General features: G+C 65.6%; 17 protein-coding genes. 12 read left to right on the forward strand and 5 right to left on the reverse strand.

Translation table 11 applies throughout. The features are described from left to right. Positions 1-340: 340 nt before the first annotated feature. From H9658_RS11260 to H9658_RS11270, 3 genes are all read right to left on the reverse strand, one after another. Positions 341-712, reverse strand: coding sequence for a phasin family protein (locus H9658_RS11260; RefSeq protein ID WP_191825413.1), 372 nt, complete (start codon positions 710-712; stop codon positions 341-343). 282 nt (positions 713-994) lie between these two features. Next, positions 995-1,354 carry a 6-carboxytetrahydropterin synthase QueD gene (queD, locus tag H9658_RS11265; RefSeq protein WP_179568646.1) on the reverse strand — a complete coding sequence of 120 codons (360 nt, stop codon included), beginning with the start codon at positions 1,352-1,354 and terminating at the stop codon, positions 995-997. Between the two features lie 131 nt (positions 1,355-1,485). Next, the gene (locus tag H9658_RS11270; RefSeq protein ID WP_191825414.1) at positions 1,486-2,844 is read right to left on the reverse strand and encodes a DEAD/DEAH box helicase; all 1,359 of its coding nucleotides are present in this window, start codon (positions 2,842-2,844) and stop codon (positions 1,486-1,488) included. A gap of 375 nt (positions 2,845-3,219) precedes the next feature. Here H9658_RS11270 and H9658_RS11275 point away from each other — a divergent pair, with 375 nt between their 5' ends. Continuing rightward, positions 3,220-4,209 (forward strand): fumarylacetoacetate hydrolase family protein, encoded by a 990-nt coding sequence (locus tag H9658_RS11275; RefSeq protein ID WP_179568642.1) that lies wholly within the window; start codon positions 3,220-3,222, stop codon positions 4,207-4,209. A gap of 88 nt (positions 4,210-4,297) precedes the next feature. After that, on the forward strand, positions 4,298-4,957 hold the full coding sequence (gene maiA, locus H9658_RS11280) for a maleylacetoacetate isomerase (protein ID WP_191825415.1): 660 nt from the start codon (positions 4,298-4,300) through the stop codon (positions 4,955-4,957). A gap of 101 nt (positions 4,958-5,058) precedes the next feature. On the opposite strand, the gene H9658_RS11285 is transcribed toward maiA, so the two are convergent. Further along, the gene (locus tag H9658_RS11285) at positions 5,059-6,207 is read right to left on the reverse strand and encodes a PilT/PilU family type 4a pilus ATPase (RefSeq protein WP_179568633.1); all 1,149 of its coding nucleotides are present in this window, start codon (positions 6,205-6,207) and stop codon (positions 5,059-5,061) included. Between the two features lie 99 nt (positions 6,208-6,306). Between H9658_RS11285 and H9658_RS11290 the strand changes: the two genes are divergently transcribed. From H9658_RS11290 to H9658_RS11335, 10 genes are all read left to right on the forward strand, one after another. After that, positions 6,307-6,699 carry a DUF4398 domain-containing protein gene (locus H9658_RS11290; RefSeq protein ID WP_179568631.1) on the forward strand — a complete coding sequence of 131 codons (393 nt, stop codon included), beginning with the start codon at positions 6,307-6,309 and terminating at the stop codon, positions 6,697-6,699. Beyond that, positions 6,696-7,592, forward strand: a complete 897-nt coding sequence (locus tag H9658_RS11295; protein WP_179568629.1) for an OmpA family protein — start codon at positions 6,696-6,698, stop codon at positions 7,590-7,592. Before H9658_RS11290 ends, H9658_RS11295 begins: the two co-directional genes overlap by 4 nt. 337 nt (positions 7,593-7,929) lie before the next feature. Beyond that, the gene (locus H9658_RS11300; RefSeq protein ID WP_009575526.1) at positions 7,930-8,154 is read left to right on the forward strand and encodes a YdcH family protein; all 225 of its coding nucleotides are present in this window, start codon (positions 7,930-7,932) and stop codon (positions 8,152-8,154) included. A 201-nt stretch (positions 8,155-8,355) separates the two neighbouring features. Beyond that, a complete protein-coding gene (locus H9658_RS11305) occupies positions 8,356-9,726 on the forward strand; it encodes a pyridoxal-phosphate dependent enzyme (RefSeq protein WP_179568627.1) in 1,371 nt (456 codons plus the stop codon). Between the two features lie 82 nt (positions 9,727-9,808). Continuing rightward, positions 9,809-10,996 carry a cystathionine gamma-synthase gene (locus H9658_RS11310; protein ID WP_191825416.1) on the forward strand — a complete coding sequence of 396 codons (1,188 nt, stop codon included), beginning with the start codon at positions 9,809-9,811 and terminating at the stop codon, positions 10,994-10,996. A gap of 3 nt (positions 10,997-10,999) precedes the next feature. After that, positions 11,000-11,833, forward strand: coding sequence for an ABC transporter permease (locus H9658_RS11315; protein ID WP_191825417.1), 834 nt, complete (start codon positions 11,000-11,002; stop codon positions 11,831-11,833). Further along, a complete protein-coding gene (locus tag H9658_RS11320) occupies positions 11,823-13,190 on the forward strand; it encodes an ABC transporter ATP-binding protein (protein WP_191825418.1) in 1,368 nt (455 codons plus the stop codon). Before H9658_RS11315 ends, H9658_RS11320 begins: the two co-directional genes overlap by 11 nt. 37 nt (positions 13,191-13,227) lie before the next feature. Beyond that, entirely contained in the window at positions 13,228-15,351 is a 2,124-nt protein-coding gene (locus H9658_RS11325; RefSeq protein WP_191825419.1) for a class I SAM-dependent methyltransferase, read from the forward strand. Next, positions 15,333-17,645: a glycosyltransferase family 2 protein gene (locus tag H9658_RS11330; RefSeq protein WP_225209901.1), complete on the forward strand. Its 2,313-nt coding sequence runs from the start codon at positions 15,333-15,335 to the stop codon at positions 17,643-17,645. The genes H9658_RS11325 and H9658_RS11330 overlap by 19 nt, the downstream gene beginning before the upstream one ends. Further along, positions 17,646-19,970 (forward strand): glycosyltransferase family 2 protein, encoded by a 2,325-nt coding sequence (locus H9658_RS11335; protein ID WP_191825420.1) that lies wholly within the window; start codon positions 17,646-17,648, stop codon positions 19,968-19,970. 246 nt (positions 19,971-20,216) lie between these two features. On the opposite strand, the gene H9658_RS11340 is transcribed toward H9658_RS11335, so the two are convergent. Beyond that, positions 20,217-21,209 carry a glycosyltransferase family 2 protein gene (locus tag H9658_RS11340; protein ID WP_191825421.1) on the reverse strand — a complete coding sequence of 331 codons (993 nt, stop codon included), beginning with the start codon at positions 21,207-21,209 and terminating at the stop codon, positions 20,217-20,219. Between the last annotated feature and the right edge of the window lies 1 nt (position 21,210).

The raw sequence follows: 21,210 nt of genomic DNA on the forward strand, positions 1-21,210 counted from the left end.
CCTGACGCCGGACTGAAACTTCGGGTCGAGGCCCAAGAGCTGGGAATGGGGAATCGGGAATCGGGAATCGGGAATCGGGAATCGGGAATCGGGAATCGGGAATCGTAAAAGCGGGCTTCCGTGGTCGGGAGTTTGGCGAGACGCGCAGGAATGCCCGCACTTGCGCCCCCCGATCCCGCCCGCTCTTCGACAGCCGCAGGCTGTCCATCCCGAATCCCAAATCCCGAATCCCGGCCATAAAAAAGACCCGGTAGAGGGAGGGATCTACCGGGTCTTGGCTGCGCGGGGGGAGGGACCCGCGCGTACCACTGGTCAGTCGTGCGGCTGCGCCGCAGTGGACTTATTTGGTCTTGGCCTTCGGTGCGGCCTGGTCGCTGGCCGCCTCGAACTGGCTCTTGGCGAGCTGGCCGATGGCTTCGGAGGTCTTCAGGCCGAGGCCGAACACTTCCTGGTTGGCCGTGGCCAGCCGCTCGAAATTGTCGCGGGCGATCTGCAGGCCCTTCGGCCACAGCGACTGCACGCTGCCCAGGTCGCGCGCTTCGGTGAGTTCGCCGAGGAAGCCGGTGGTCGCGGCGACGTTCTTCTCGAAGGTCTTCAACTGCACGCCGAACACGCTCTCAGCGCTTTCCAACGCCAGGCGGTTGGCGCGCGAAGCGGCGGCGGCGAACTGCTGGGTGTAGCTGCTGAATTGATCGTTGAACTGAGCGGACATCATGCGACTCCAAGGGAATGCCGATTGCTGTTGCAGTGCAACATACGCGCATTCTGCTGCAATGCAACATTATTTTCTGAAGCCGCTCAGGTTTCGTTTAAACTTACTTTGGGATCAATAGGTTGAAGACGCTCTGCCTGTCGCCGACCGGGCCTGCGGATGCACCGCGCAGGCGCCGGTTGCGCCGCCGCGGACCCAGGAACGGGACCGTTCATCGGCACCTGGTCAGTCGCCGTCACGCCGCCCTTGCGAATCTCCGATCCCTAATCCCCAATCCCCGCCTCAAGCAGGACCGCGATACCGGCAACCAGAGGTGCAGGTCTCGTGGACCACCACCTCGCTCAGCAGCGGCAATGCCGGCTTGAGCCGTTCCCAGATCCAGATCGCCAGGCGTTCGCTGGTCGGGTTCTCCAGTCCCTCGATGTCGTTGAGGTAGTGGTGGTCGAGGCGGTCGTAGATCGGGCGGAACGCGGCCTTGATGTCGCCGAAGTCCATGACCCAGCCGGTGTCGGCGCCAGGTTCGCCGCTGACGTGCAGCTCGATCCGGAACGAATGCCCGTGCAGCCGTGCGCACTTGTGGCCGGGCGGGACGTTGGGCAGGCGGTGCGCTGCCTCCAGGGTAAAACTCTTGAAGATGTCCATGGCGTCATTGTAGGTGGCGTGGGAATTGGCCGGCGCATCGCCGGTACTGCCGCGGTCCCGCGACAGCGGCGCGTCGCGAAAACACGAACGCCGCCCGGAGGCGGCGTTGGTGGTGCTGCGGTCGGCTGCGCTTAGCGCGCGGCGCTGGGCTGGCCGCCGCTGCGACGGCGCTCGCCCTGGCGACGTGCGCCGCCCGGCTGGGCGCCGCCGGCCGGCTTGGCGCCGGCATGCGCGTGCGGGCGCGGCGCGTCGCCGTGCGGACGCCGTGCGTGGGTGCTCTTGCGCGGCGGACGCTGGCCGCCCGGACGCTCGTCGGCCGGATTGTTGTTGCCCCAACGGATCGGCGTGGACGGCTCGAAGCCCGGTACGTCGCGGATGTCCATCTCGCGCTTGAGCATGCGCGAGATCGCACGCAGCAGCTTGGCCTCGTCCTGCGCCACCAGCGACACCGCCTCGCCCTGCGAGCCGTTGCGGCCGGTGCGGCCGATCCGGTGCACGTAGTCCTCGGCGACCATCGGCAGGTCGTAGTTGATGACCTTCGGCAGCTGGTCGATGTCGATGCCGCGCGCGGCGATGTCGGTCGCCACCAGCACGGTGATGCGGCCGGCCTTGAAGTCGCTCAGCGCGCGCAGGCGCTGGCCCTGGCTCTTGTTGCCGTGGATCGCGGCGGTCTTCAGCCCGGACTTGTCCAGGAACATGGTCAGCTTGTCGGCGCCGTGCTTGGTGCGCGCGAACACCAGCGTCTGCATGCGCGAATCGGCGGCCAGCAGGTGCAGCAGCAGCTCGCGCTTGCGCGTGCCGTCGACCGGGTGCACGCGGTGGGTGATGGTGTCGGCGACGGTGTTGCTCGGCGTGGCCTGGATTTCCTGCGGGTCGTGCATGAATTCGCGGGCCAGCTGCTTGATACCTTCCTCGAAGGTCGCCGAGAACAGCAGGGTCTGCCGGTTCTGCTTGGGCAGCTTGGCCAGGATGCGCTTGATCGAGGGCAGGAAGCCCATGTCGAGCATGCGGTCGGCTTCGTCCAGCACCAGGATCTCGATGCCCGACAGGTCCACGCTGCGGCGCTCGAGGTGATCGAGCAGGCGGCCCGGGCAGGCGATCAGCAGGTCCACGCCGCGACGCAGCGCGTCGAGCTGGTTGCCCATGCCGACGCCGCCGTAGATGGTGGTGCTGGGGATGCGCAGGTACTTGCTGTAGCCGCGCAGGCTGTCGTGCACCTGGGTGGCCAGCTCGCGGGTCGGGGTCAGGATCAGCGCGCGCGGCTTGCGTGCGCCATTGCCGACCGGCTGCGGCGAGGTGCCCAGGTGCTGCAGCAGCGGCAGGCCGAACGCGGCGGTCTTGCCGGTACCGGTCTGCGCGCCGGCCATCAGGTCGTGGCCGGCCAGCGCCAGCGGAATCGCCTGCAACTGGATCGGGGTGGGGGTTTCATAGCCCTGCTCGGCCAACGCACGCAGCAGGAAGGGCGCCAGGCCCAGGGATTCGAACGACATCGAGGAAAGCTCCGGATAACGCGCCGTCGCCGGGACATGCCCGGCGGGAAGACGCAAGTTGGGTGAGGCTCGGAGCGTTCCCGTGAACCGCGCTGCGAGAGGGTGGATCAACCCGGAGCAGACAGCGCTCGGGTTTGTCGGCACCACGAAAGGCGTCGGGCGGGGCGGGCGAGCGGATCGAAACGATCCTGGCCTCGCCGGCGATCCCTAAGGGAAACGGACGGCCGCATGCAGACCTGGCCAGTCTACGCTGAATTGGCGCGTTGCACAAAAGTCGCAGTGAACCATCCGACAGTCGGCAATTCCGTTTCAGTTGCAACCAATATGCGGTCTGGCCGTACAATCGCCCGATCAGCTCCCCAGCACTGGACGGACATGAAGCTAGGTTCCCTGAAGGAAGGCGGCCGCGACGGCACCCTGATCGTCGTTTCCCGCGATCTGACCCGCGCCGTGCGCGCCACCGGCATCGCCACGACCCTGCAGCGCGCGCTGGAGGACTGGAGCAATCTGGCGCCGCGCCTGAACGCGCTGTCCGAGTCGCTCAACGACGGCAGCGCCGACGGCCAGTTCGACCTGGACCTCGCCGCGCTGGCCGCGCCGTTGCCGCGCGCCTACGAATTCCTCGACGGCAGCGCCTACCTGCCGCACGTCGAGCGGGTACGCCGCGCGCGCGGCGCCGAAGTGCCGGAGAGCTTCTACACCGATCCGCTGATGTACCAGGCGGTCAGCGCCGGCTTCTACGGCCCGCGCGATGCGGTCAAGGTGGTCAGCGAGGACTACGGCATCGACCTGGAGGCGGAGATCGTGGTGGTCACCGACGACGTGCCGATGGCGGTCGATGCGCAGCAGGCCGCCGCGCATATCCAGCTGGTGGGGCTGGTCAACGACGTGTCGCTGCGCAACCTGATCCCGGCCGAACTGGCCAAGGGCTTCGGCTTCGTGCAGTCCAAGCCGCGCTCGGCGCTGTCGCCGGTGTTCGTCACCCCCGACGAGCTGGGCGAGGCCTGGCGTGGCAACAAGCTGCATCTGCCGCTGTTGACCCACATCAACGGCGCCTGGTTCGGCGCGCCGGAAGCCGGCGAGGACATGCAGTTCGACTTCGCCCAACTGGTCGCGCACGCGGCCAAGACGCGGCCGCTGGCGGCCGGTGCGGTGATCGGCTCGGGCACCATCGCCAACCAGGACACCACGCGCGGCGCCTCGTGCTTCGCCGAGCTGCGCGTAGTGGAAACGCTGCGCGACGGGCAGCCGAGCACGCCGTTCATGAAGTTCGGCGACGTGGTGCGGATCGAGATGCTGGACCGTGACGGAGTGAGCATCTTCGGCGCGATCGAACAGCGCATCGAGCCCGCCTCCCGGCCCTGAGCCGGCCAGTGGCGGCACCGAGACGACCGGCGGTGCCGCTGCTACTGTGTCCACCGGTATCGTGATCGTCCGGACGGGAGGGCAGAGCGTGGAAGAGGCGTTGCAGCTGTACACCTACTGGCGTTCCAGCGCCGCCTATCGCGTTCGCATCGGCCTCAATCTGAAGGGGCTGGCCTACCAGGCGTTGCCGGTGCACCTGCTGCGCGACGGCGGCCAGCAGCATTCGCCTGAGTACGCGCGGCTCAATCCGCAGGAACTGGTGCCCACGCTGTGCCACGACGGCCAGGCGATCCGCCAGTCGCTGGCGATCCTGGAATACCTGGACGAGCGCTGGCCGGAGCCGCCGTTGTTGCCCGACGCGGCGATCGACCGCGCGCGGGTGCGCGGGCTGGCGCAACTGATCGCCAGCGACGTGCATCCGCTCAACAACCTGCGCGTGACCCAGTTCTTCGAGAACGTCTGGAACGTGCCGCAGTCCGAACGCGAAGAGTGGATGCTGCACTGGATCGTGCTGGGCTTCGATGCGCTGGAACAGTTGCTTGCCGAGTCGCCCGACACCGGCACTTACTGCCACGGCGAACAGCCGGGAATGGCCGATTGCTGCCTGGTGCCGCAGGTGTTCAACGCGCGCCGCTTCGGCGTGGACATGCAGGCGTATCCGACCATCGCGCGGATCGAGCAGGCCTGTCTGGCGCTGCCGGCGTTCGAGGCGGCGCGCCCGGAGCGGCAGCCGGACGCGCAGGGCTGAGGCTGGCGTCCTGCCTCTGTAGGAGCGGCTTCAGCCGCGACAGGGTCTTGCCGGATGCTGTGTGTCGCGGCTGAAGCCGCTCCTACAGGAGTGCGGCTGTCTCAACCGAAGCCGTGCGTGATCCGCGGTGAGCTGACGCCGCCGCTGTTGCCGGCGTCGTAGTCGGCGTAGGGATCGTGTTCCCCGCTGGAGCCTTCGGACAGGCGGAATTTCAGCGCCAGGCCGTCGCGCGAGTCGGCCGCGCGCAGCGCCTCCTCCTGCTCGATCTGGCCCTGCTTGACCATCCGGAACAGGCACTGGTCGAAGGTTTCCATGCCTTCCTCCAGCGATTCCTCCATCGCCGCCTTGATCTCGTGGACCTGGCCGCGGCGCAGCAGGTCGCGGATCATCGGCGTGTTCAGCAGCACCTCGGTGGCCGGGCGGCGGCGCTCGTTCTTGTCCTTGACCAGGCGCTGCGAGACCACCGCGCGCAGGTTCAGCGCCAGGTTCATCAGCACGTTCTTGTGCGCGCTCTCCGGGAAGAAGTTGAGGATGCGCTCGATGGTCTGGTCGGCGTTGTTGGAATGCAGCGTGGCCAGGCACAGATGCCCGGTCTCGGCGAAGGCGATCGCCGCCTCCATCGTCGTCGCGTCCAGGATCTCGCCGATCAGGATCACGTCCGGCGCCTCGCGCATCGCGTTCTTCAGCGCGTTGTGGAAGGCGTGGGTGTCCAGGCCGACCTCGCGCTGGTTGACGATCGACATCTTGTGCTTGTGCAGGTATTCGATCGGATCCTCGATGGTGAGGATGTGCCCGGTGGTGGTGCTGTTGCGGTGGTCGATCATCGACGCCAGCGAGGTGGACTTGCCGGAGCCGGTGGAGCCGACCACCAGCACCAGCCCGCGCGGGGTCATGATCACGTCCTTCAGCACCTGCGGCAGGTGCAGTTCCTCGATGCTGGGGATCTTGCTGCGGATCGCGCGGATCACCATGCCGACCTCGCCGCGCTGCTTGAACACGTTGACCCGGAAGCGGCCGGCGTCCTGCAGCGCGATGGCCATGTTCAGCTCCAGCTCGCGCTCGAACTGCGGCACCTGGCCCTCGTCCATCAGCGAGTAGGCGATCTTCTTGACCATGCCCGGCGGCAGGCCGGTGGCGCCGAGCGGGTACAGCTTGCCTTCGATCTTGATATAGACCGGTGCTCCCGTGGTCAGGAACATGTCCGAGGCGTTCTTTTCGGTCATCAGCTTCAGGAAGTAGCCGATATCCATGCGCAATGGTTCCCCAACAATCTGCGGCCGCCCGTTGCAAGCGCGCCACAGGCTTCCGACAATGGCCGCGCTCGACGTCTCCGCCTACGGCCCCCCTTGATGAAAACTAGCTTCGCACAAATCCGTTGCCCGCAGTACGTGATGGCGTGCGCATTGGCGCTGTTTGCCACGCCCGCCGCCTTTGCCCAGGTCGCCTCGCCGGAACTGCAGACCGCGCAGCAGGCGGTGCAGCGCGCGATCCAGGCCGACGCCGACCAATACGCCCCGGACCTGATCGCCACTGCCCGCCAGGGCCTGGAGCAGGCGCAACAGGCGGCGCTGGACCGCCGCCAACGCAAGATCGCACCGCAGCTGGCGCTGCGCGTGGCGGCCGATGCCGACCTGGCGCGGGTGCGCAGCGAGGAGGCGGTGGCGAATGCGCAACTCAAGCAGCGCAAGGCCGAGGTGGCCGACCTGCAGCGCAGCTTGAACACCGGGGAGGCGCGTCCATGAGCCGCCGCCTGGGAATGGCCGGCCGCCTGGCCGCGCTGCTGTTGCTGGTCGCGCCGCTGGCCGCGTTCGCCGCCGACGATCCGGAGCTGGCGGTCCTGAACCAGCGCCTGGTCGCGCTGCAGGCCGATCCGCTGAGTGCCGACGTGGCCGCCTACGAGCGGTTGCAGGCGCAGCAGGCGGTAGCCGCGTTCGCCGCGGCCAAGCGCAAGGAGCAGGACGACGCGCGCTATCTCGCCGAGCGCCGCGTCGAGATCGCCGAGACCGCCGCGCGCGCCGCCCTGGCGCGGCGCCAGGTCGACCAGTTGGAGAAGACCCGCAGCGACTTGCTGGTCGAGGCCAGCCGGCGCGAAGCCGCGCGCGCGCGCCAGGAAGCCGAGCGGCTGCGGGTGCAGGCGCAGATCCAGGCCGAAGAAGCCGAGAGCCTGCGCCAGGCCGCCGAGGCCGAGCAGCTGGCGCGGCAGGATGCCGAGCAGGCGCTGACCAACGTGGCCGGGCAGCAGACCGCCAAGCTCAGCGCCGCGCAGCAGAAGTCGGCCAAGCTGGCGCGCGAGGAGGCCGAGCTGGTCGCCGGGGCCAAGCTGCCGGCGTCGCGTTTCGAGCCGCGCGGGGAGGTCTTCACCGTCACCGGCGGGGCGTTCGCGGCAGGCAAGGCGGCGCTGTCGGCCGATGCCGCCGGCCAGGCCAAGGCGCTGGCGCAGTACCTGCAGATCGGCGCCAAGGGCCGGGTGCGGATCGAGGCCTACGACGCCGATGCCGGCGTGGCGCAGAAGCGCGCCGACGCGTTGCGCGAGGCGCTGGTCGCCGGCGGCGTGACGGCGAGCCGGTTGCAGGCGGTCGGCAAGAAGGCGCCGGCGACCAAGGCGCGTGCCGCCGAGGTGGTGATCGCGCCCTGAGCGGGGTTGGCCGTTGCAGGCCCTGGAGCCCGTTTAACGCGGTTTTTCTCTGGGCCTGAGCGGCAAGCAACTGAATGCGGAAAGCGCGCGCTGCTGCCCTTGCCGGAACTGGTGGGGAGGCGTAGGGTCGAACTCCCAGGCGACACACCGTCGCCTGGTTCCACGGAGACTCCGGGCCGATGAAGCAGTGGCACGCACCGCAGCGAGACGTTCCAAGGGCAGCAGGCCCGGGCGTTGCGGTGGAGTGGCTGGCGACCCGCGCGACTCCGCTCCCAGGCAACGCCCCGTGCCGTTCCGGCCGGGGCGTTCTTGTTTCCAGCTGAAGGAGGCTATTCCTATGTTCGAAGGGCAACCGCAGACCGAAATCGACGCGTTGATCAAGTCCGATCCGGAGTTCAAGCAGCTCTACCAACGCCATAAGACCCTGGACAAGAAGTGCATGGACGCCGAGCTCGGCGTGCTGCCGATCGACGATCTCACCCTGTCGCAGATGAAGCGGGAAAAGCTCGCGGCCAAGGAAAAGCTGTTGCGGCTCTACGACGAGCAGCAAAAGCCTCACTGATTCCTCCCTCCCACGACAAGCGTTCAATTGTCGCGGGCGGTGGCCGGCCTCCTCGTCGGCTTGCCACCGTCCGCGTCATCTCCTCCGAAGCCGCGATCGCGGCTTTTTTCGTGCCGGTTCGGCGCTTTGTCTGACATTCCGGCGCATACCGCGGATAATCACCGGTCCAGCCGCTATGACGGCGCGATGCATCCGGACGCGATGGCCATTCACTCTTCCGTACTCGATCTGATCGGCGACACCCCCATCGTAAAGGCCAGCAAGCTCGACACTGGCGTGTGCGAGCTGTACCTGAAGCTGGAAAGCGCCAACCCCGGCGGCTCGATCAAGGACCGCATCGGCCTGTCGATGATCGAGGCGGCCGAGCGCCGCGGCGAGCTGAAGCCCGGCGCGGTACTGGTCGAGGGCACTGCCGGCAACACCGGTATCGGCCTGGCCCTGGTCGCCCAGCAGAAGGGCTACAAGCTGATCCTGGTGGTGCCGGACAAGATGAGCCGGGAAAAGATCTTCAACCTCAAGGCGATGGGCGCCGAAGTGGTGCTGACCCGCTCGGACGTGGCCAAGGGCCATCCCGAGTACTACCAGGACCTGGCCGCGCGCCTCGCCGCCGAGACGCCGGGGGCCTATTTCGTCAACCAGTTCGGCAACCCCGACAACCCGGCCGCGCACGAGTTCGGCACCGGTCCGGAGATCCTGCGGCAGATGGACGGCAAGCTGGACGCGATCGTGTTCGGCTGCGGCAGTTCCGGCACCATGACCGGCCTGTCGCGCGCGTTCGCCGCCGCCTCGCCGCACACCGAGCTGGTGCTGGCCGACCCGGTCGGCTCGATCCTGACCGAGTACATCGAGCAGGGCACGGTCAGCGAGAAGTCCGGCAGCTGGCTGGTCGAGGGCATCGGTGAGGACTTCCTGCCCGACATCTCCGATTTCTCGCGGGTCAAGAAAGCCTATTCGATCAGCGACGCCGAGAGCTTTCATACCGCGCGCGAACTGCTGGCCAAGGAGGGCATCCTCGGCGGCTCCTCGACCGGCACCCTGCTGGCCGCCGCGCTCAAGTACTGCCGCGCGCAGACCGAGCCGAAGCGCGTGCTGGTGTTCGTCTGCGATACCGGCAACAAGTACCTGTCGAAGATGTACAACGACTACTGGATGCTGGACAACGGCTTCCTGGAGCGCCCGCAGCACGGCGACCTGCGCGACCTGATCCTGCGCCCGTACAGCCAGCGCGACACCGTGGTGGTCGGCCCCAACGACCTGCTGACCACCGCCTACCAGCGCATGAAGCTCTACGACGTGTCGCAGCTGCCGGTGATGGATGGCGACCAACTGGTCGGCATCGTCGACGAAAGCGACGTCTTGTTGCACGTTTACGGCGACGAGGCGCGGTTCCGCGACCCGGTGGCCACGGCCATGGTCAGCAAGCTGGACCGGCTCGACGTCAAATCGCCGATCGAAGCGCTGCTGCCGGTGTTCGACCGCGGCCAGGTCGCCATCGTCATGAACGAAGGCGCCTTCCTCGGCCTGATCACCCGCATCGACCTGCTCAACTACCTGCGCCGCCGCGTCCAGTGACGGTGCCTCGTGGACGGCTCCCGATACAGGGGGCCGTTCAGACCTCGCTGCTAGAATCACGCCCCTTCTCCGGGAACCCCTCATGACGGACCACACGTCCAACCCCAATGGCGACGGCCCCGCGCTGTCGCTGGCGACCCTGGCGATCCATGGCGGCCAGCATCCGGACCCGTCCACGGGCGCGGTGATGCCGCCGATCTATGCGACCTCCACCTATGCCCAGTCCAGCCCCGGCGAACACCAGGGCTTCGAGTACTCGCGCACCCACAATCCGACCCGCTTCGCCTACGAGCGCTGCGTCGCCGCGCTGGAAGGCGGTTCGCGCGGATTCGCGTTCGCCTCGGGCATGGCCGCCACCTCCACGGTGATGGAGCTGCTGGACAGCGGCAGCCACGTGGTGGCGATGGACGACCTGTACGGCGGCAGCTACCGCCTGTTCGAGCGCGTGCGCCGGCGCACCGCCGCCCTGGACTTCAGCTTCGTCGACCTGACCGATCCGGCCGCGTTCGAAGCGGCGATCGGACCCAAGACCAGGATGGTGTGGATCGAGACGCCTACCAACCCGATGCTGAAGATCGTCGACATCGCCGCGATCGCCGCGATCGCGCGCAAGCACGGCCTGCTGGTGGTGGTGGACAACACCTTCGCCTCGCCGATGCTGCAGCGCCCGCTGGAACTGGGTGCGGACATCGTGGTGCATTCGGCGACCAAGTACCTCAACGGCCACTCCGACATGGTCGGCGGGATCGCCGTGGTCGGCGCCAATGCCGAACTGGCCGAGCAGCTGGCGTTCCTCCAGAACTCGGTGGGCGGCGTACAGGGCCCGTTCGACAGCTTCCTGGCGCTGCGCGGGCTCAAGACCCTGCCGCTGCGGATGCGCGCGCATTGCGCCAACGCGCTGCAGCTGGCGCAGTGGCTGGATACTCATCCGGCGATCGACAAGGTGATCTACCCCGGGCTGGCCTCGCATCCGCAGCACGCCCTGGCGCAGCGGCAGATGTCCGGTTTCGGCGGCATCGTCTCGATCGTGCTCAAGGGCGGCTTCGACGCGGCCAAGCGCTTCTGCGAACGCACCGAGCTGTTCACCCTGGCCGAATCGCTGGGCGGCGTGGAAAGCCTGGTCAACCATCCTGCGGTCATGACCCACGCCTCGGTGCCGGTGGAACGGCGCGCCCAGCTCGGCATCAGCGATGCGCTGGTGCGGTTGAGCGTGGGGGTCGAGGATGTGGGGGATTTGCAGGCCGATCTCGATCGCGCGCTGCGGAGCTGACACATGCACGACGTGCTGCAACGGGCGAATCGCATTTCGCCGACCGGTCCGTTCCATGCCTGGCTGCACTATCCCAGCCTGACGATGGAGATGACCCGGCGCGACGTGCTCGGACGCTATCGCGGCGCCAGCTTCGGTCTGCTGTGGTCGCTGATCAGTCCCTTCATGATGTTGATCATCTATACGTTAGCGTTCGGCTACGTGCTGAAATCGCGCTGGCCGGGGACCAGCGGCAACATCGCCGACTTCGCCATGCTGCTGTTCCTCGGCCTGATCGTGCATGGCCTGTTCGCCGAATGCCTGACGCGTGCGCCCACCTTGGTCATCGGCAATTCGAACCTGGTCAAGCGGATCGTGTTTCCGCTCGACGTGCTGCCCTGGACGATGGTGCTGTCGGCGCTGTTCCACGCCTGCACCAATTCGCTGGTGTTCGTCGTGCTGAACCTGATCGTGCGGCACGAAATGCACCCGACGCTGGTCTTCCTGCCGATCGTGTTCCTGCCGCTGGCGGTCGGATTGCTCGGCCTGGGATGGCTGCTGTCCTCGCTGAGCGTCTTCCTGCGCGACATCGGGCAGATGACCGGCGTGATCGCCACGGCGACGTTGTTCCTGTCTTCCGCCATCGTTCCGGTGAGCACGCTGCCGCCGAAGTACCAATTCATCTTCCACCTCAATCCCTTGACCTTCATCATCGACGAGGCGCGCGACGTCGCGTTCTGGGGGCGCGCGCCGGATTGGGCGGGCTTGGGGATGTATACGCTCGGCGCGCTGGCGTTCGCCTATTTCGGTTACTTCGTCTTCCAGAAGACGCGCCGGGGGTTCGCCGATGTCCTCTGAGCTCTTGACCGTGGCGCAAGCGGACAGCCCGATATCCAGCGACGCCGACCTGGTGGTCGATGCGCGCGGCGTCGGCAAGTGCTACCACATCTACGACCGGCCTTCGCACCGCTTGCTGCAGGGTCTGGTGGGCGGTTCGCGGCGCTACTACCGGGAATTCTGGGCATTGCGCGGCGCCGATCTGCAAGTGCGCCGCGGCCAGACGGTCGGCCTCATCGGCCGCAACGGCTCGGGAAAATCGACCTTCCTGCAGATGATCGCCGGCACGCTGACCCCGACCGAGGGCAGCATCCAGGTGCAGGGGCGCGTGGCGGCATTGCTGGAACTGGGGAGCGGCTTCAATCCCGAGTTCACCGGGCGCGAGAACGTCTATCTCAATGCGGCCATCCTCGGGTTGAGCAAGGACGAAGTGGATGCAAGCCTCGATCGCATCCTCGCATTCGCCGACATCGGTGCGTTCATCGACCAGCCGATCCGCAGCTATTCCAGCGGCATGGTCGTGCGCCTGGCGTTCGCGGTGCAGGCGCAGGTGCACCCGCAGCTGCTGATCGTCGACGAAGCCTTGTCGGTCGGCGACGCGAAGTTCCAGGCCAAGTGCTTCGCGCGGCTCAAGCAGCTCAAGGACGATGGCGCTTCGATCCTGCTGGTCAGCCACTCGGCCGATCAGATCGTGCAGCACTGCGAGTTCGCCCAGTTGCTCGATAGCGGCCGCGTCCTGCGCCAAGGCAAGCCCAAGGATGTGGTCAACGCCTACTACAACTTGCTGTTCGGTAGCGGCGATACCGATGCTCCCGCGCCCGACGCAGGCGAGCGGATCGCGGACGCGCCGTTCGAAGAGAGCGTGCCGTTCTCCGGCGAGGGCGGTGGCTACGAGTCGCGCCCCAACTACAATCCCCATGAATTCCGCTGGGGCGACGGTGCCGCACGCATCACCGACTTCGAATTGCGATCGGCGCAAACGCTTTACCCGCCGATTCTCGAGTCCGGTCAGGAATTGCGCCTCGTGGTCAGAATGGTGTTCGAGCGCGAGGTGATCAGGCCGATCGTCGGCTTCACCCTGAAGACGGCCGAGGGCGTCGTCGTTTACGGTACCAATACCGAGTACAAGCCGCTGCCTGCGTTCACCGCTGGCGGCGCTGCCGGCAGCGCGGTCGATGTGGTGGCCGCATTCCGCTGCGACCTGGCCGATGGCGACTATTTCCTTTCTGTCGGCGTGGCCAGCCGCGGCGAAGAGGATGTGGTGCCCCATGACAGGCGCTACGACAGCATCCATTTCAAGGTGATCAACGCCGATTTCTTCGGTATGGGCGGGCTGGACATGCGTCTGGAAGTCGCAAGTCCTCGCCAGGCTGTTTGATCGATCACGCCGACGATGATTCAAGAGGACGCATTGCATGATTGATTCATTGGCAGCCGCTGGTTATGTCATGCCTGCGGACGTCGCCGTATGGCGTCGCGAGGGCTACGACAGCATCGGCTACAGCGATGGCGACAACTCCGAAGATGGGCTGTTGGCGACGTTGCGCGCCGCTGCCGACGTCAGCGTGTTTTCTTCCGAGCTGGCGGCCGCTTGCGTCGACTGGCCGAGCCGTTATCACCTGTCCACGGAACGCGCGAACCTGCTGCGACCGTTCGCGCAGCATCTTCAGCCGGGTGCGAGGGTTCTCGAAATCGGCGCCGGATGCGGTGCGGTCACGCGCTATCTCGGCGAGAGCGGGGCTGACGTGCTGGCGCTGGAGGGCTCGTTGCGGCGCGCACGCATCGCCCGCGAGCGCACTCGCGAGTTGCGCAATGTCGTTGTGGTGGCCGAACGCTTTCAGGATTTTTCCGTCGCCCAGCGCTTCGACGTGGTGACCCTGATCGGCGTGCTGGAGTACGCCAGTCTGTTCTCCGACGCGCAGAACCCCGCGCTGCACATGCTGCAGGCCGCAAGGCAGCTGCTGGCGCCAGGAGGGCGCCTGATTCTGGCCATCGAGAATCAGCTGGGCCTGAAGTATCTGGCCGGCGTGCCGGAAGACCATCTGGGGCAGCCGATGGTCGGGTTGGAGGACCGTTATCAATCGCGCGGCGCGCGCACATACGGGCGCAACGAACTCGACGCGCTGCTTCGGCGCGCCGGCTATGCGCGCAGCCGTTTCTCGGCACCGTTGCCCGATTACAAGATGCCGGCCACGATCCTGACCGAGCGCGGCATCTCGGCCGACCCCGCGCTGTTCAATGCCGGCGCGCTGGCGGCGCAGGCGGTTCGCCGCGATCCTCAGCTCACGCCGACGACATTCAATCTTCAGCGTGCCTGGCCGGTGGTCGCGGCCAACGGCTTGGCGCTGGATCTGGCCAATTCGTTCCTGGTGGAAGCCGTGGCCGACGATTCGGCGATGGCCGAGCAATCGGCGCTGGCGTATCACTACAGCACGCAGCGGCTGGGCGCCTATGCCCGGGAAACGCTTTTCGTGGCGGAGCAGGACCAATCGGTACGCGTGCATGCGCGCAGATTGTCCGACGCACCATCGGCAGAGACCGGGATTCGCTTGCAGGTGCAGAGCGCGACCGACTATTTCCAGGGTCCCTTGTTGGTCGATGCAATTCGCGCGGTACTGAGCCAGCCTGGCTGGACCCGTGCCGAGCTGGTCGCGGAAGTGCGGCGCTATTTGCAGGCGTTGGCGCAGGTGCTGCACGGCGAAGGGCATGCCGTTGCGCTGGACAGCGTCGACAGCGTTCTGCCCGACGACTATCTCGACGCCACGCCATCGAATTTGCTGTGCGCCGCCGATGGCCGGATCGTCTACTTCGATCGCGAGTGGGTCGCCGAGGGCCCGACGCTCGGCTGGCTGTTGTTGCGCTCACTGTTGTTCACCTATGGCGGCAGCGTCGTGGCGATGATGGCGGAAGGCGAGCCGATCACGTTGCGTGCCCTGCTGCTGGATGTGGTGGCTGAACTGTTCGCTGCCTCGGCGGCGAATGGTTTCGATCTCTGGCTCGAGCGCGAATTGGCGTTTCAGCGCCAGGTCACGGGCAAGGACCAGCGCGAAGCGATCGAACGCATGCTCGATGCGCCGTTGCCGCGTGCCGCAGCTCCGGTTGCTGCCACCGGTCACCAGCATGCGGAGATCGCCGATGGGTTCGCGTCGCTTCAGCACTCGCTCAACCTGGCGGGCCAGCATGGCGTGAACATGTATGCCTCCATCGACGCGCTGCACACGGCGCTTGGAGACGGTCTGGCGCAGACGTTGCCGGCGTTGCAACGGATTGAGGCCCTCGTCCAGCAGTTGGCCGAGGGCCAGGGCGCCTTGCACGACCGAATCGTCGCCAGCGACGATCGTCTGGTCGATTCGATCCAGCACTGGAGCACGCAGCAGGGTGAATTGACCGCCCGGCTCAGCGATGCGCTGGACCGGATGGAGCGTGGCGATGCACTACGTGCGCTGGAAGCCAAGGTGGATGCGCTCGCTGCCGTCCAGGGCGAGCAGATGGCCATGCTTGCGCAGCTGCAAGGACGCAGATGGTGGAAGTTGCGGTGACCGTGGCGGACCTGAGCCAACGACCGCCGGTGCGAATGCGCTGGGACGCGACGCCGTTGGCCGATCTTGCCTGCCTAGCCGCTGGCGAGGTCACGACCTGGGAATCCGTCGGGTCCGATCCGCAATTCGCGCTGGCCCAGCCGGCGCTGCCGCTTGCCGCCGGCTGGTACCGGCTGCGTGGTGTCTTGCGCGAATTGGATGGACGTCTGGCCAACCCCTGTCTCTATCCGGACTATGGCAACGGGATCGCCGAAGACACCCGGATCGATCTCGCGCTGGCCGCTGGCCGCGGCAGCTTGGATGTTGTGGTGCAGTTCCCCGAGCCATTGCAGGCGCTGAGGTTCGACCCGACAGACGCCTATGCGAGATTCGAACTGGGGCCGCTCGAGAGTTACCGGTTGAGCGAGCGAGAAGCCTTCTGGTTGCTGCTGCGCGGCGGTGTCGGTGAACGGCTGCGCGATGCGCCACGGGAAGCGCTGGAACTGGTCGGTGACGCGCAGTCGCAGTGGCGCGAGCAGGGCGCGGACGCATCGTTGCACGCCTTGCTGCGCACGCAGCGTGCGGACACGACGGCGCGTGATGCCGGCTATGCGACCTGGGTGCTGCGCGAGGATCGGCGACTGGCCGAACTGGTGTCGACGCCACGCAGCGACACGCGTGCCCAGGCTCCTGTTCTTTCGTTGGTATTCCACGATCGCGCGGGGGCGGATTTCTCGGCATGCCTCGATGCGCTCGGTTCCCTGGCGGGGCAGGCGGTCGAGATCGTGGCCGATGCCCAGCAGTTGGACGAGTGGCCCGTGGACCGTGCGCTGCCACCGCTGCAGATCGTGGATGCTGCGGCTTTGCTCGGTGCGCGTCTGCGCGCTGCGCAAGGCGCCTACGTGGCGGTGCTGGCGGCGGACGATCGCATCCATCCGATGACCGCCAAGGTCCTCGCCGAGATGATCTCGCTTCCTGCGGCCGCCTTGGTCTACAGCGACGAAGACAGGGTGGATGAAGCTGGGCGGCGTTTCGCGCCGCTGTTCAAGCCGGCGTGGGACCGCCTGCGTTGGTACGAGCAGGACTATCTCGGGCGCAGCGCGTTCGTACGCAGGGATGTGCTTGTAGATGGCCTGCTCGATGGCCTCGACCCGGATGCGCCGTGGTTCTCGCTGCTGTGCGCGCTGATCCACGAGTGCGACGCGATTCCGTTGCACTTGCCGCACATGTTGCGTCACGTGAACGGCGACGTCGGCCCAATCTGTGCCCCGTTCGCACGTAGCGAGGCGGATGCGACGGCGCGCGTGCGCGTGCTCGGCCGGGCATTGCAGTCCCAGGGCGCACGGATCCATGCGGTGGGCCGGCAACGCTTGCATGTGCGATATGCGCTGGACGCCGAGCCGGACGTGGAGATCGTCATCCCGACGCGCGATCGCATCGATCTTCTTGAACAGTGCATTTCCACCCTGCTCGCCAGGACGGAATATTCTCGCTATCGCATCACAGTGGTGGACAACGGCTCGGTCGAAGCGCAATCGCATGCCTATTTCGAGGCGATCGGCCAAGATCCGCGGGTCCGGATATTGCGTTACGACCGCCCGTTCAACTATTCCGCGATCAACAACTACGCCGTGGCGCATTGCACTGCGCAGATCGTGGTCTTGCTCAACAACGATATCGAAATCACCGATGCGCAGTGGCTGCAGGAACTGGTGCGGCTGGCCTCACGCCCGGGGGCGGGGGCGATCGGCGCGAAGCTGTTCTATCCGGACGGGTCGCTGCAACACGCTGGCGTCGTACTGGGAATCGGCGGTGTCGCCGCCCATGCCTTCGCCCACGCGCCGCACGATTTCGCCGGCGAATACGGACGCGCTCTGCTGACGCAGCGCTATTCGGCGGTCACTGCGGCTTGTCTGGCAGTGACGCGCGCGGCCTATATCGCGGTGGGCGGCCTGGATGAATCGATCGCGGTGGCGTTCAACGATGTCGACTTCTGTCTGCGGTTGCGCGCGCACGGTTACGACAATGTGTGGACGCCGCACGCCCAGGCCTACCATCATGAATCGGCCAGCCGGGGCATCGAGGACGATCCGGTCAAGCAGGCGCGGTTTGCCGGCGAGGTTGCCACGATGCAGGCGCGTTGGCAGCAGGTGCTCGGTGACGATCCGGCCTATAGCCCCTGCCTGTCGCTCGATGCGCCCGCGTTCGCGCTGGATCCTGACCGTCACGCGCTGGCGCTGGCACGGGATTTACATCCCGTTTATCCTATAGAGTACGTTCCCCCGGTGATCCGAGGGACTTTTCCCGAGAGCTAGATGTCCGAAACGATTGCACTTAGCGTCACTCCGCTGCAGCAGATTGCGCCGCTGGCTGCCGAATTTTCTCCCCCGCCATCGCATGCTGCCGCGTGGCGCGCGTCCGGCAGCGATCCGCAGATGGAACTGCGCTGGCAGGGCGAGGCCCTGGCTGGCGGTTGGTACCTGCTCACCGGCGAGCTGTCGGTCTATCGCGGGCGTATGTTCGCGCCGGTGCTGTATCCGACGTATCGGGTCAGGCACAGCGGCGAGGCCGAGCGCATCGATCTTCCCCTGAATATACCCAGCGGTGAAACGCGCCGGTTCGAGATCGTGGTCCGTCTGGTGGAGTCGACCACCGGCATCCGCTTCGATCCCTCTGTCGCGCCGATGGATTTCAGTCATTCCGCTCTGCAGCTGCAGCGTATCGAGCGCGGCGATGCCATGCGGCGTCTCTTCGGCGCATCATTCGATCGCCGCGAAGGCGGCGTGAACAAGCTACAGCTAGTGGCGCGAACGGCGATCGATCTGCTGACCAAGGGCGTCCGCAGGATGGCCGATCGGCTCTATCACGAATACTCGACCCGCATGCTTTCGGGGTCTTTCTCCGACTACCAGGTATGGCAGGAGTTCTACGATTGCCGCGATGCCGCGTGGAAGGCGGCGGCGGATGCGGAACTCGTCTCGTTAGCGCGCAGGCCGCTGGTCTCGGTCATCGTACCGACGTACAACACTCCTGAGCGCTGGTTGCGGCGCTGCATCGAAAGCGTACGCGAGCAGGTCTATCCAAATTGGGAGTTGTGCATCGCCGACGATGCCTCCACCGATCCAGTGGTGATGCAGGTGCTTGCCGAGTATGCCGAACGCGACGATCGCGTGCGGTTCCAGCGACGGGAGCAGAACGGACATATTTCCGCAGCCTCGAACACGGCCCTGCAGATGGCCAGGGGCGAGTTCATCGCATTGCTCGACCACGACGACGAACTGCATCCCTTGGCTCTGCTCAAGAGCGTTCACGCGTTCGAGAATAATCCGCAGTGGCAGATGCTGTTCACCGACGAAGACAAGATCGACGTGGAAGGGAAGCGTTCGGATCCCTACTTCAAGTCGGACTGGAATCCCGATCTGTTCCTTTCGCAAAATTGCGTCTGCCACTTGACGGTCTACCGTGCCGAACAGGTGCGCGCGGTCGGCGGTTTCCTGGAGGGATTCGAGGGCGCTCAGGATTGGGACCTGACGTTGCGGATCACCGAGAGGCTTCCTCACGATGCGATCGGCCATCTTCCGCTGGTGCTGTATCACTGGCGCATGATCAGTGGCTCCACCGCGATGGCGCCGGGTGAAAAGTCGTATGCGCATCTTGCCGCGCTGCGCGCCGTCCAGGCGCATCTTGATCGGACCGGCAACGGCGGGAAGGTGCTGGAGATGGCCACCTATAGCGGCTATTTCCGGATTTCCTATCCGCTGCCGGAACCGGCGCCGCTTGTCAGCCTGTTGATTCCCACCCGCGATCGCATCGATCTGCTCAAGCAGTGCATCGATTCGATTCTGGAACGCACCGACTATCCCAACTATGAGATCGTGGTCATCGATAACGACTCCCAGGAAGAGGCGTCCAGGAAGTATTTCGCGCAAGTCCAGCAGGATCCGCGCGTACGCGTGTTGCCGTATCCGCATCCGTTCAACTACTCGGCGATCAACAACGCCGGCGCGCACATTGCGCGCGGCACGGTGCTGGGATTGCTGAACAACGATATCGAAGTCATCAGTCGCGATTGGCTGGACGAGATGGTCGGGCACGCGCTGCGCCCCGAGATCGGGGTGGTGGGCGCGATGCTGTACTACCCGAACAATACGATCCAGCACGCTGGCGTGATTCTCGGCATCGGTGGCGTGGCCGGGCACTGCTATGTGGGCATGGCGCGTGGCTGGCCGGGCGACAAACACCGCGGTGGCTTGGCGCAGAGTCTGAGCGCGGTGACCGCAGCCTGTGCGATCGTGCGCCGTTCGGTGTTCGAGCAGGTCGGTGGCCTGGACGAGCAACTGGAAGTGGCCTTCAACGACGTCGACTTTTGCCTGCGCGTGCGCGAGGCCGGCTATCGCAACCTGTGGACCCCGTTTGCCGAGCTTTATCACCACGAATCGGCTTCGCGTGGCTACGAGACCACGCCTGAGAAGATTGCCCGTTTCAAGCGCGAAGAGAGTTTCATGAAGCAGCGCTGGGGCTGGGCCTTGCAGCAGGATCCTTATTACAATGTCAATCTGACGTTGGAATCCACGCCGTTCTCGCTAGCCTATCCGCCGCGGCTTTGGCAGCCGCAATCGCTACATCGTGCGCTTGCGTGAGCGCGCGGCGTGGTGCGGCAACCTTTAAGGTCAAGAGCCGCCTGTCTTGGTTGGCTATATCGGTTGAGACAATCTCAATCTGACAGTTGACGCGACGCCATGCTATAGCTTATCGGCCACGAAGCTGGATACGTAAGTAAGGTCCCCCCCGCCGTGCGTGGCACCTGGCAGCGCTTGCACGTGCTGCGCTCGGCGAGGGATTCAGTGCGTGGCCCGTGATTGCCTCGCCTCGGATGCCGGGCACGGTCAGCTCAAGCGTTTGCGCTTGATGGTGGTATGCAAGCTGAAGCGCGGTATATTGGCGATGTCGTAGCCGATGAATGCCAGTAAAAATTGGAGCCCGCTGGTCAGGGATACGATGGCCAGCATGATTGTTCCGACCGGCGTAACAGTTCCCTCGGCGGCGGAATAGGCCCAGTGATAACAGCCGAACACGAGACCGAATGCTAGCAGTGCCAGGCCTGCAATAAGCTCAAGCGATGCGATGGGGAGGTCGCGCAAGAAGTAGTTGTAGCCGATGCGCTTGAACAGATTGCGCGTGTGCTTGAAGGCAAATTCGCCAGCGATCTTGGAAATCTTCAGGTTGCTCTCTTCATCGCCATACTGGGCATCCATCGGTACGTCACGGACCTTGGCGCGGATCGTGTTGAGCCGGAACAACATATCGGTCTCGAAAAAGTAACGGTTGCTAATTGATTCGAATGGCAGGTGGCTTGCCACATTGGCGTGAATGGCGGTGTAGCCGTTAGTAGGGTCAAATATGTCCCAGTAGCCGGAAGAGGCCTTAGCCATGAATGACAGGCCCAGATTCCCGAAGCGCCGGATCAACGGCATGCGCCTGATCTGGGACAGATCCCAGAAGCGGTTCCCCTTGGTGTAATCGGCATTGCCAGATGCGATCGGTGCAACAAAGTCGCCCAGGAGCGAAGGGTCCATCTGCCCGTCGCCATCGATCTTCACCAAAATATCCATGCCTTCTTCGATGGCAAGCCGATAGCCGGTCATGACTGCGCCGCCAACGCCTTGATTGTGTGAGTGGCGTGTCACACGCACGCGGGCATCCTGATTGTGCTCTTGAATGAATGTCCCGCTTTGCTCCGGGCAGGCGTCATCCACGCAATAGATTGCGTCTACTTCAGGCCCAATGGCGGCGATTACCTGGAGGATATGCCGCTTGACCTTGTAACAAGGGATGACGACCGCAATGCGCATTGCGTTGGTATGTGTGCCGGTATGCATG

This window comes from Xanthomonas bonasiae, from assembly GCF_014836395.1.
GTDB lineage: Bacteria > Pseudomonadota > Gammaproteobacteria > Xanthomonadales > Xanthomonadaceae > Xanthomonas_A > Xanthomonas_A bonasiae.

What these genes read in the sequence shown, in the direction of transcription:
- H9658_RS11260 (WP_191825413.1), bottom strand. Translation starts at nt 712, where the DNA reads ATGTCCGCTCAGTTCAACGATCAATTCAGCAGCTACACCCAGCAGTTC.
- queD (WP_179568646.1), bottom strand. Translation starts at nt 1,354, where the DNA reads ATGGACATCTTCAAGAGTTTTACCCTGGAGGCAGCGCACCGCCTGCCC.
- H9658_RS11270 (WP_191825414.1), bottom strand. Translation starts at nt 2,844, where the DNA reads ATGTCGTTCGAATCCCTGGGCCTGGCGCCCTTCCTGCTGCGTGCGTTG.
- H9658_RS11275 (WP_179568642.1), top strand. Translation starts at nt 3,220, where the DNA reads ATGAAGCTAGGTTCCCTGAAGGAAGGCGGCCGCGACGGCACCCTGATC.
- H9658_RS11285 (WP_179568633.1), bottom strand. Translation starts at nt 6,207, where the DNA reads ATGGATATCGGCTACTTCCTGAAGCTGATGACCGAAAAGAACGCCTCG.
- H9658_RS11290 (WP_179568631.1), top strand. Translation starts at nt 6,307, where the DNA reads ATGAAAACTAGCTTCGCACAAATCCGTTGCCCGCAGTACGTGATGGCG.
- H9658_RS11295 (WP_179568629.1), top strand. Translation starts at nt 6,696, where the DNA reads ATGAGCCGCCGCCTGGGAATGGCCGGCCGCCTGGCCGCGCTGCTGTTG.
- H9658_RS11300 (WP_009575526.1), top strand. Translation starts at nt 7,930, where the DNA reads ATGTTCGAAGGGCAACCGCAGACCGAAATCGACGCGTTGATCAAGTCC.
- H9658_RS11305 (WP_179568627.1), top strand. Translation starts at nt 8,356, where the DNA reads ATGGCCATTCACTCTTCCGTACTCGATCTGATCGGCGACACCCCCATC.
- H9658_RS11310 (WP_191825416.1), top strand. Translation starts at nt 9,809, where the DNA reads ATGACGGACCACACGTCCAACCCCAATGGCGACGGCCCCGCGCTGTCG.
- H9658_RS11315 (WP_191825417.1), top strand. Translation starts at nt 11,000, where the DNA reads ATGCACGACGTGCTGCAACGGGCGAATCGCATTTCGCCGACCGGTCCG.
- H9658_RS11320 (WP_191825418.1), top strand. Translation starts at nt 11,823, where the DNA reads ATGTCCTCTGAGCTCTTGACCGTGGCGCAAGCGGACAGCCCGATATCC.
- H9658_RS11325 (WP_191825419.1), top strand. Translation starts at nt 13,228, where the DNA reads ATGATTGATTCATTGGCAGCCGCTGGTTATGTCATGCCTGCGGACGTC.
- H9658_RS11330 (WP_225209901.1), top strand. Translation starts at nt 15,333, where the DNA reads ATGGTGGAAGTTGCGGTGACCGTGGCGGACCTGAGCCAACGACCGCCG.
- H9658_RS11335 (WP_191825420.1), top strand. Translation starts at nt 17,646, where the DNA reads ATGTCCGAAACGATTGCACTTAGCGTCACTCCGCTGCAGCAGATTGCG.
- H9658_RS11340 (WP_191825421.1), bottom strand. Translation starts at nt 21,209, where the DNA reads ATGCATACCGGCACACATACCAACGCAATGCGCATTGCGGTCGTCATC.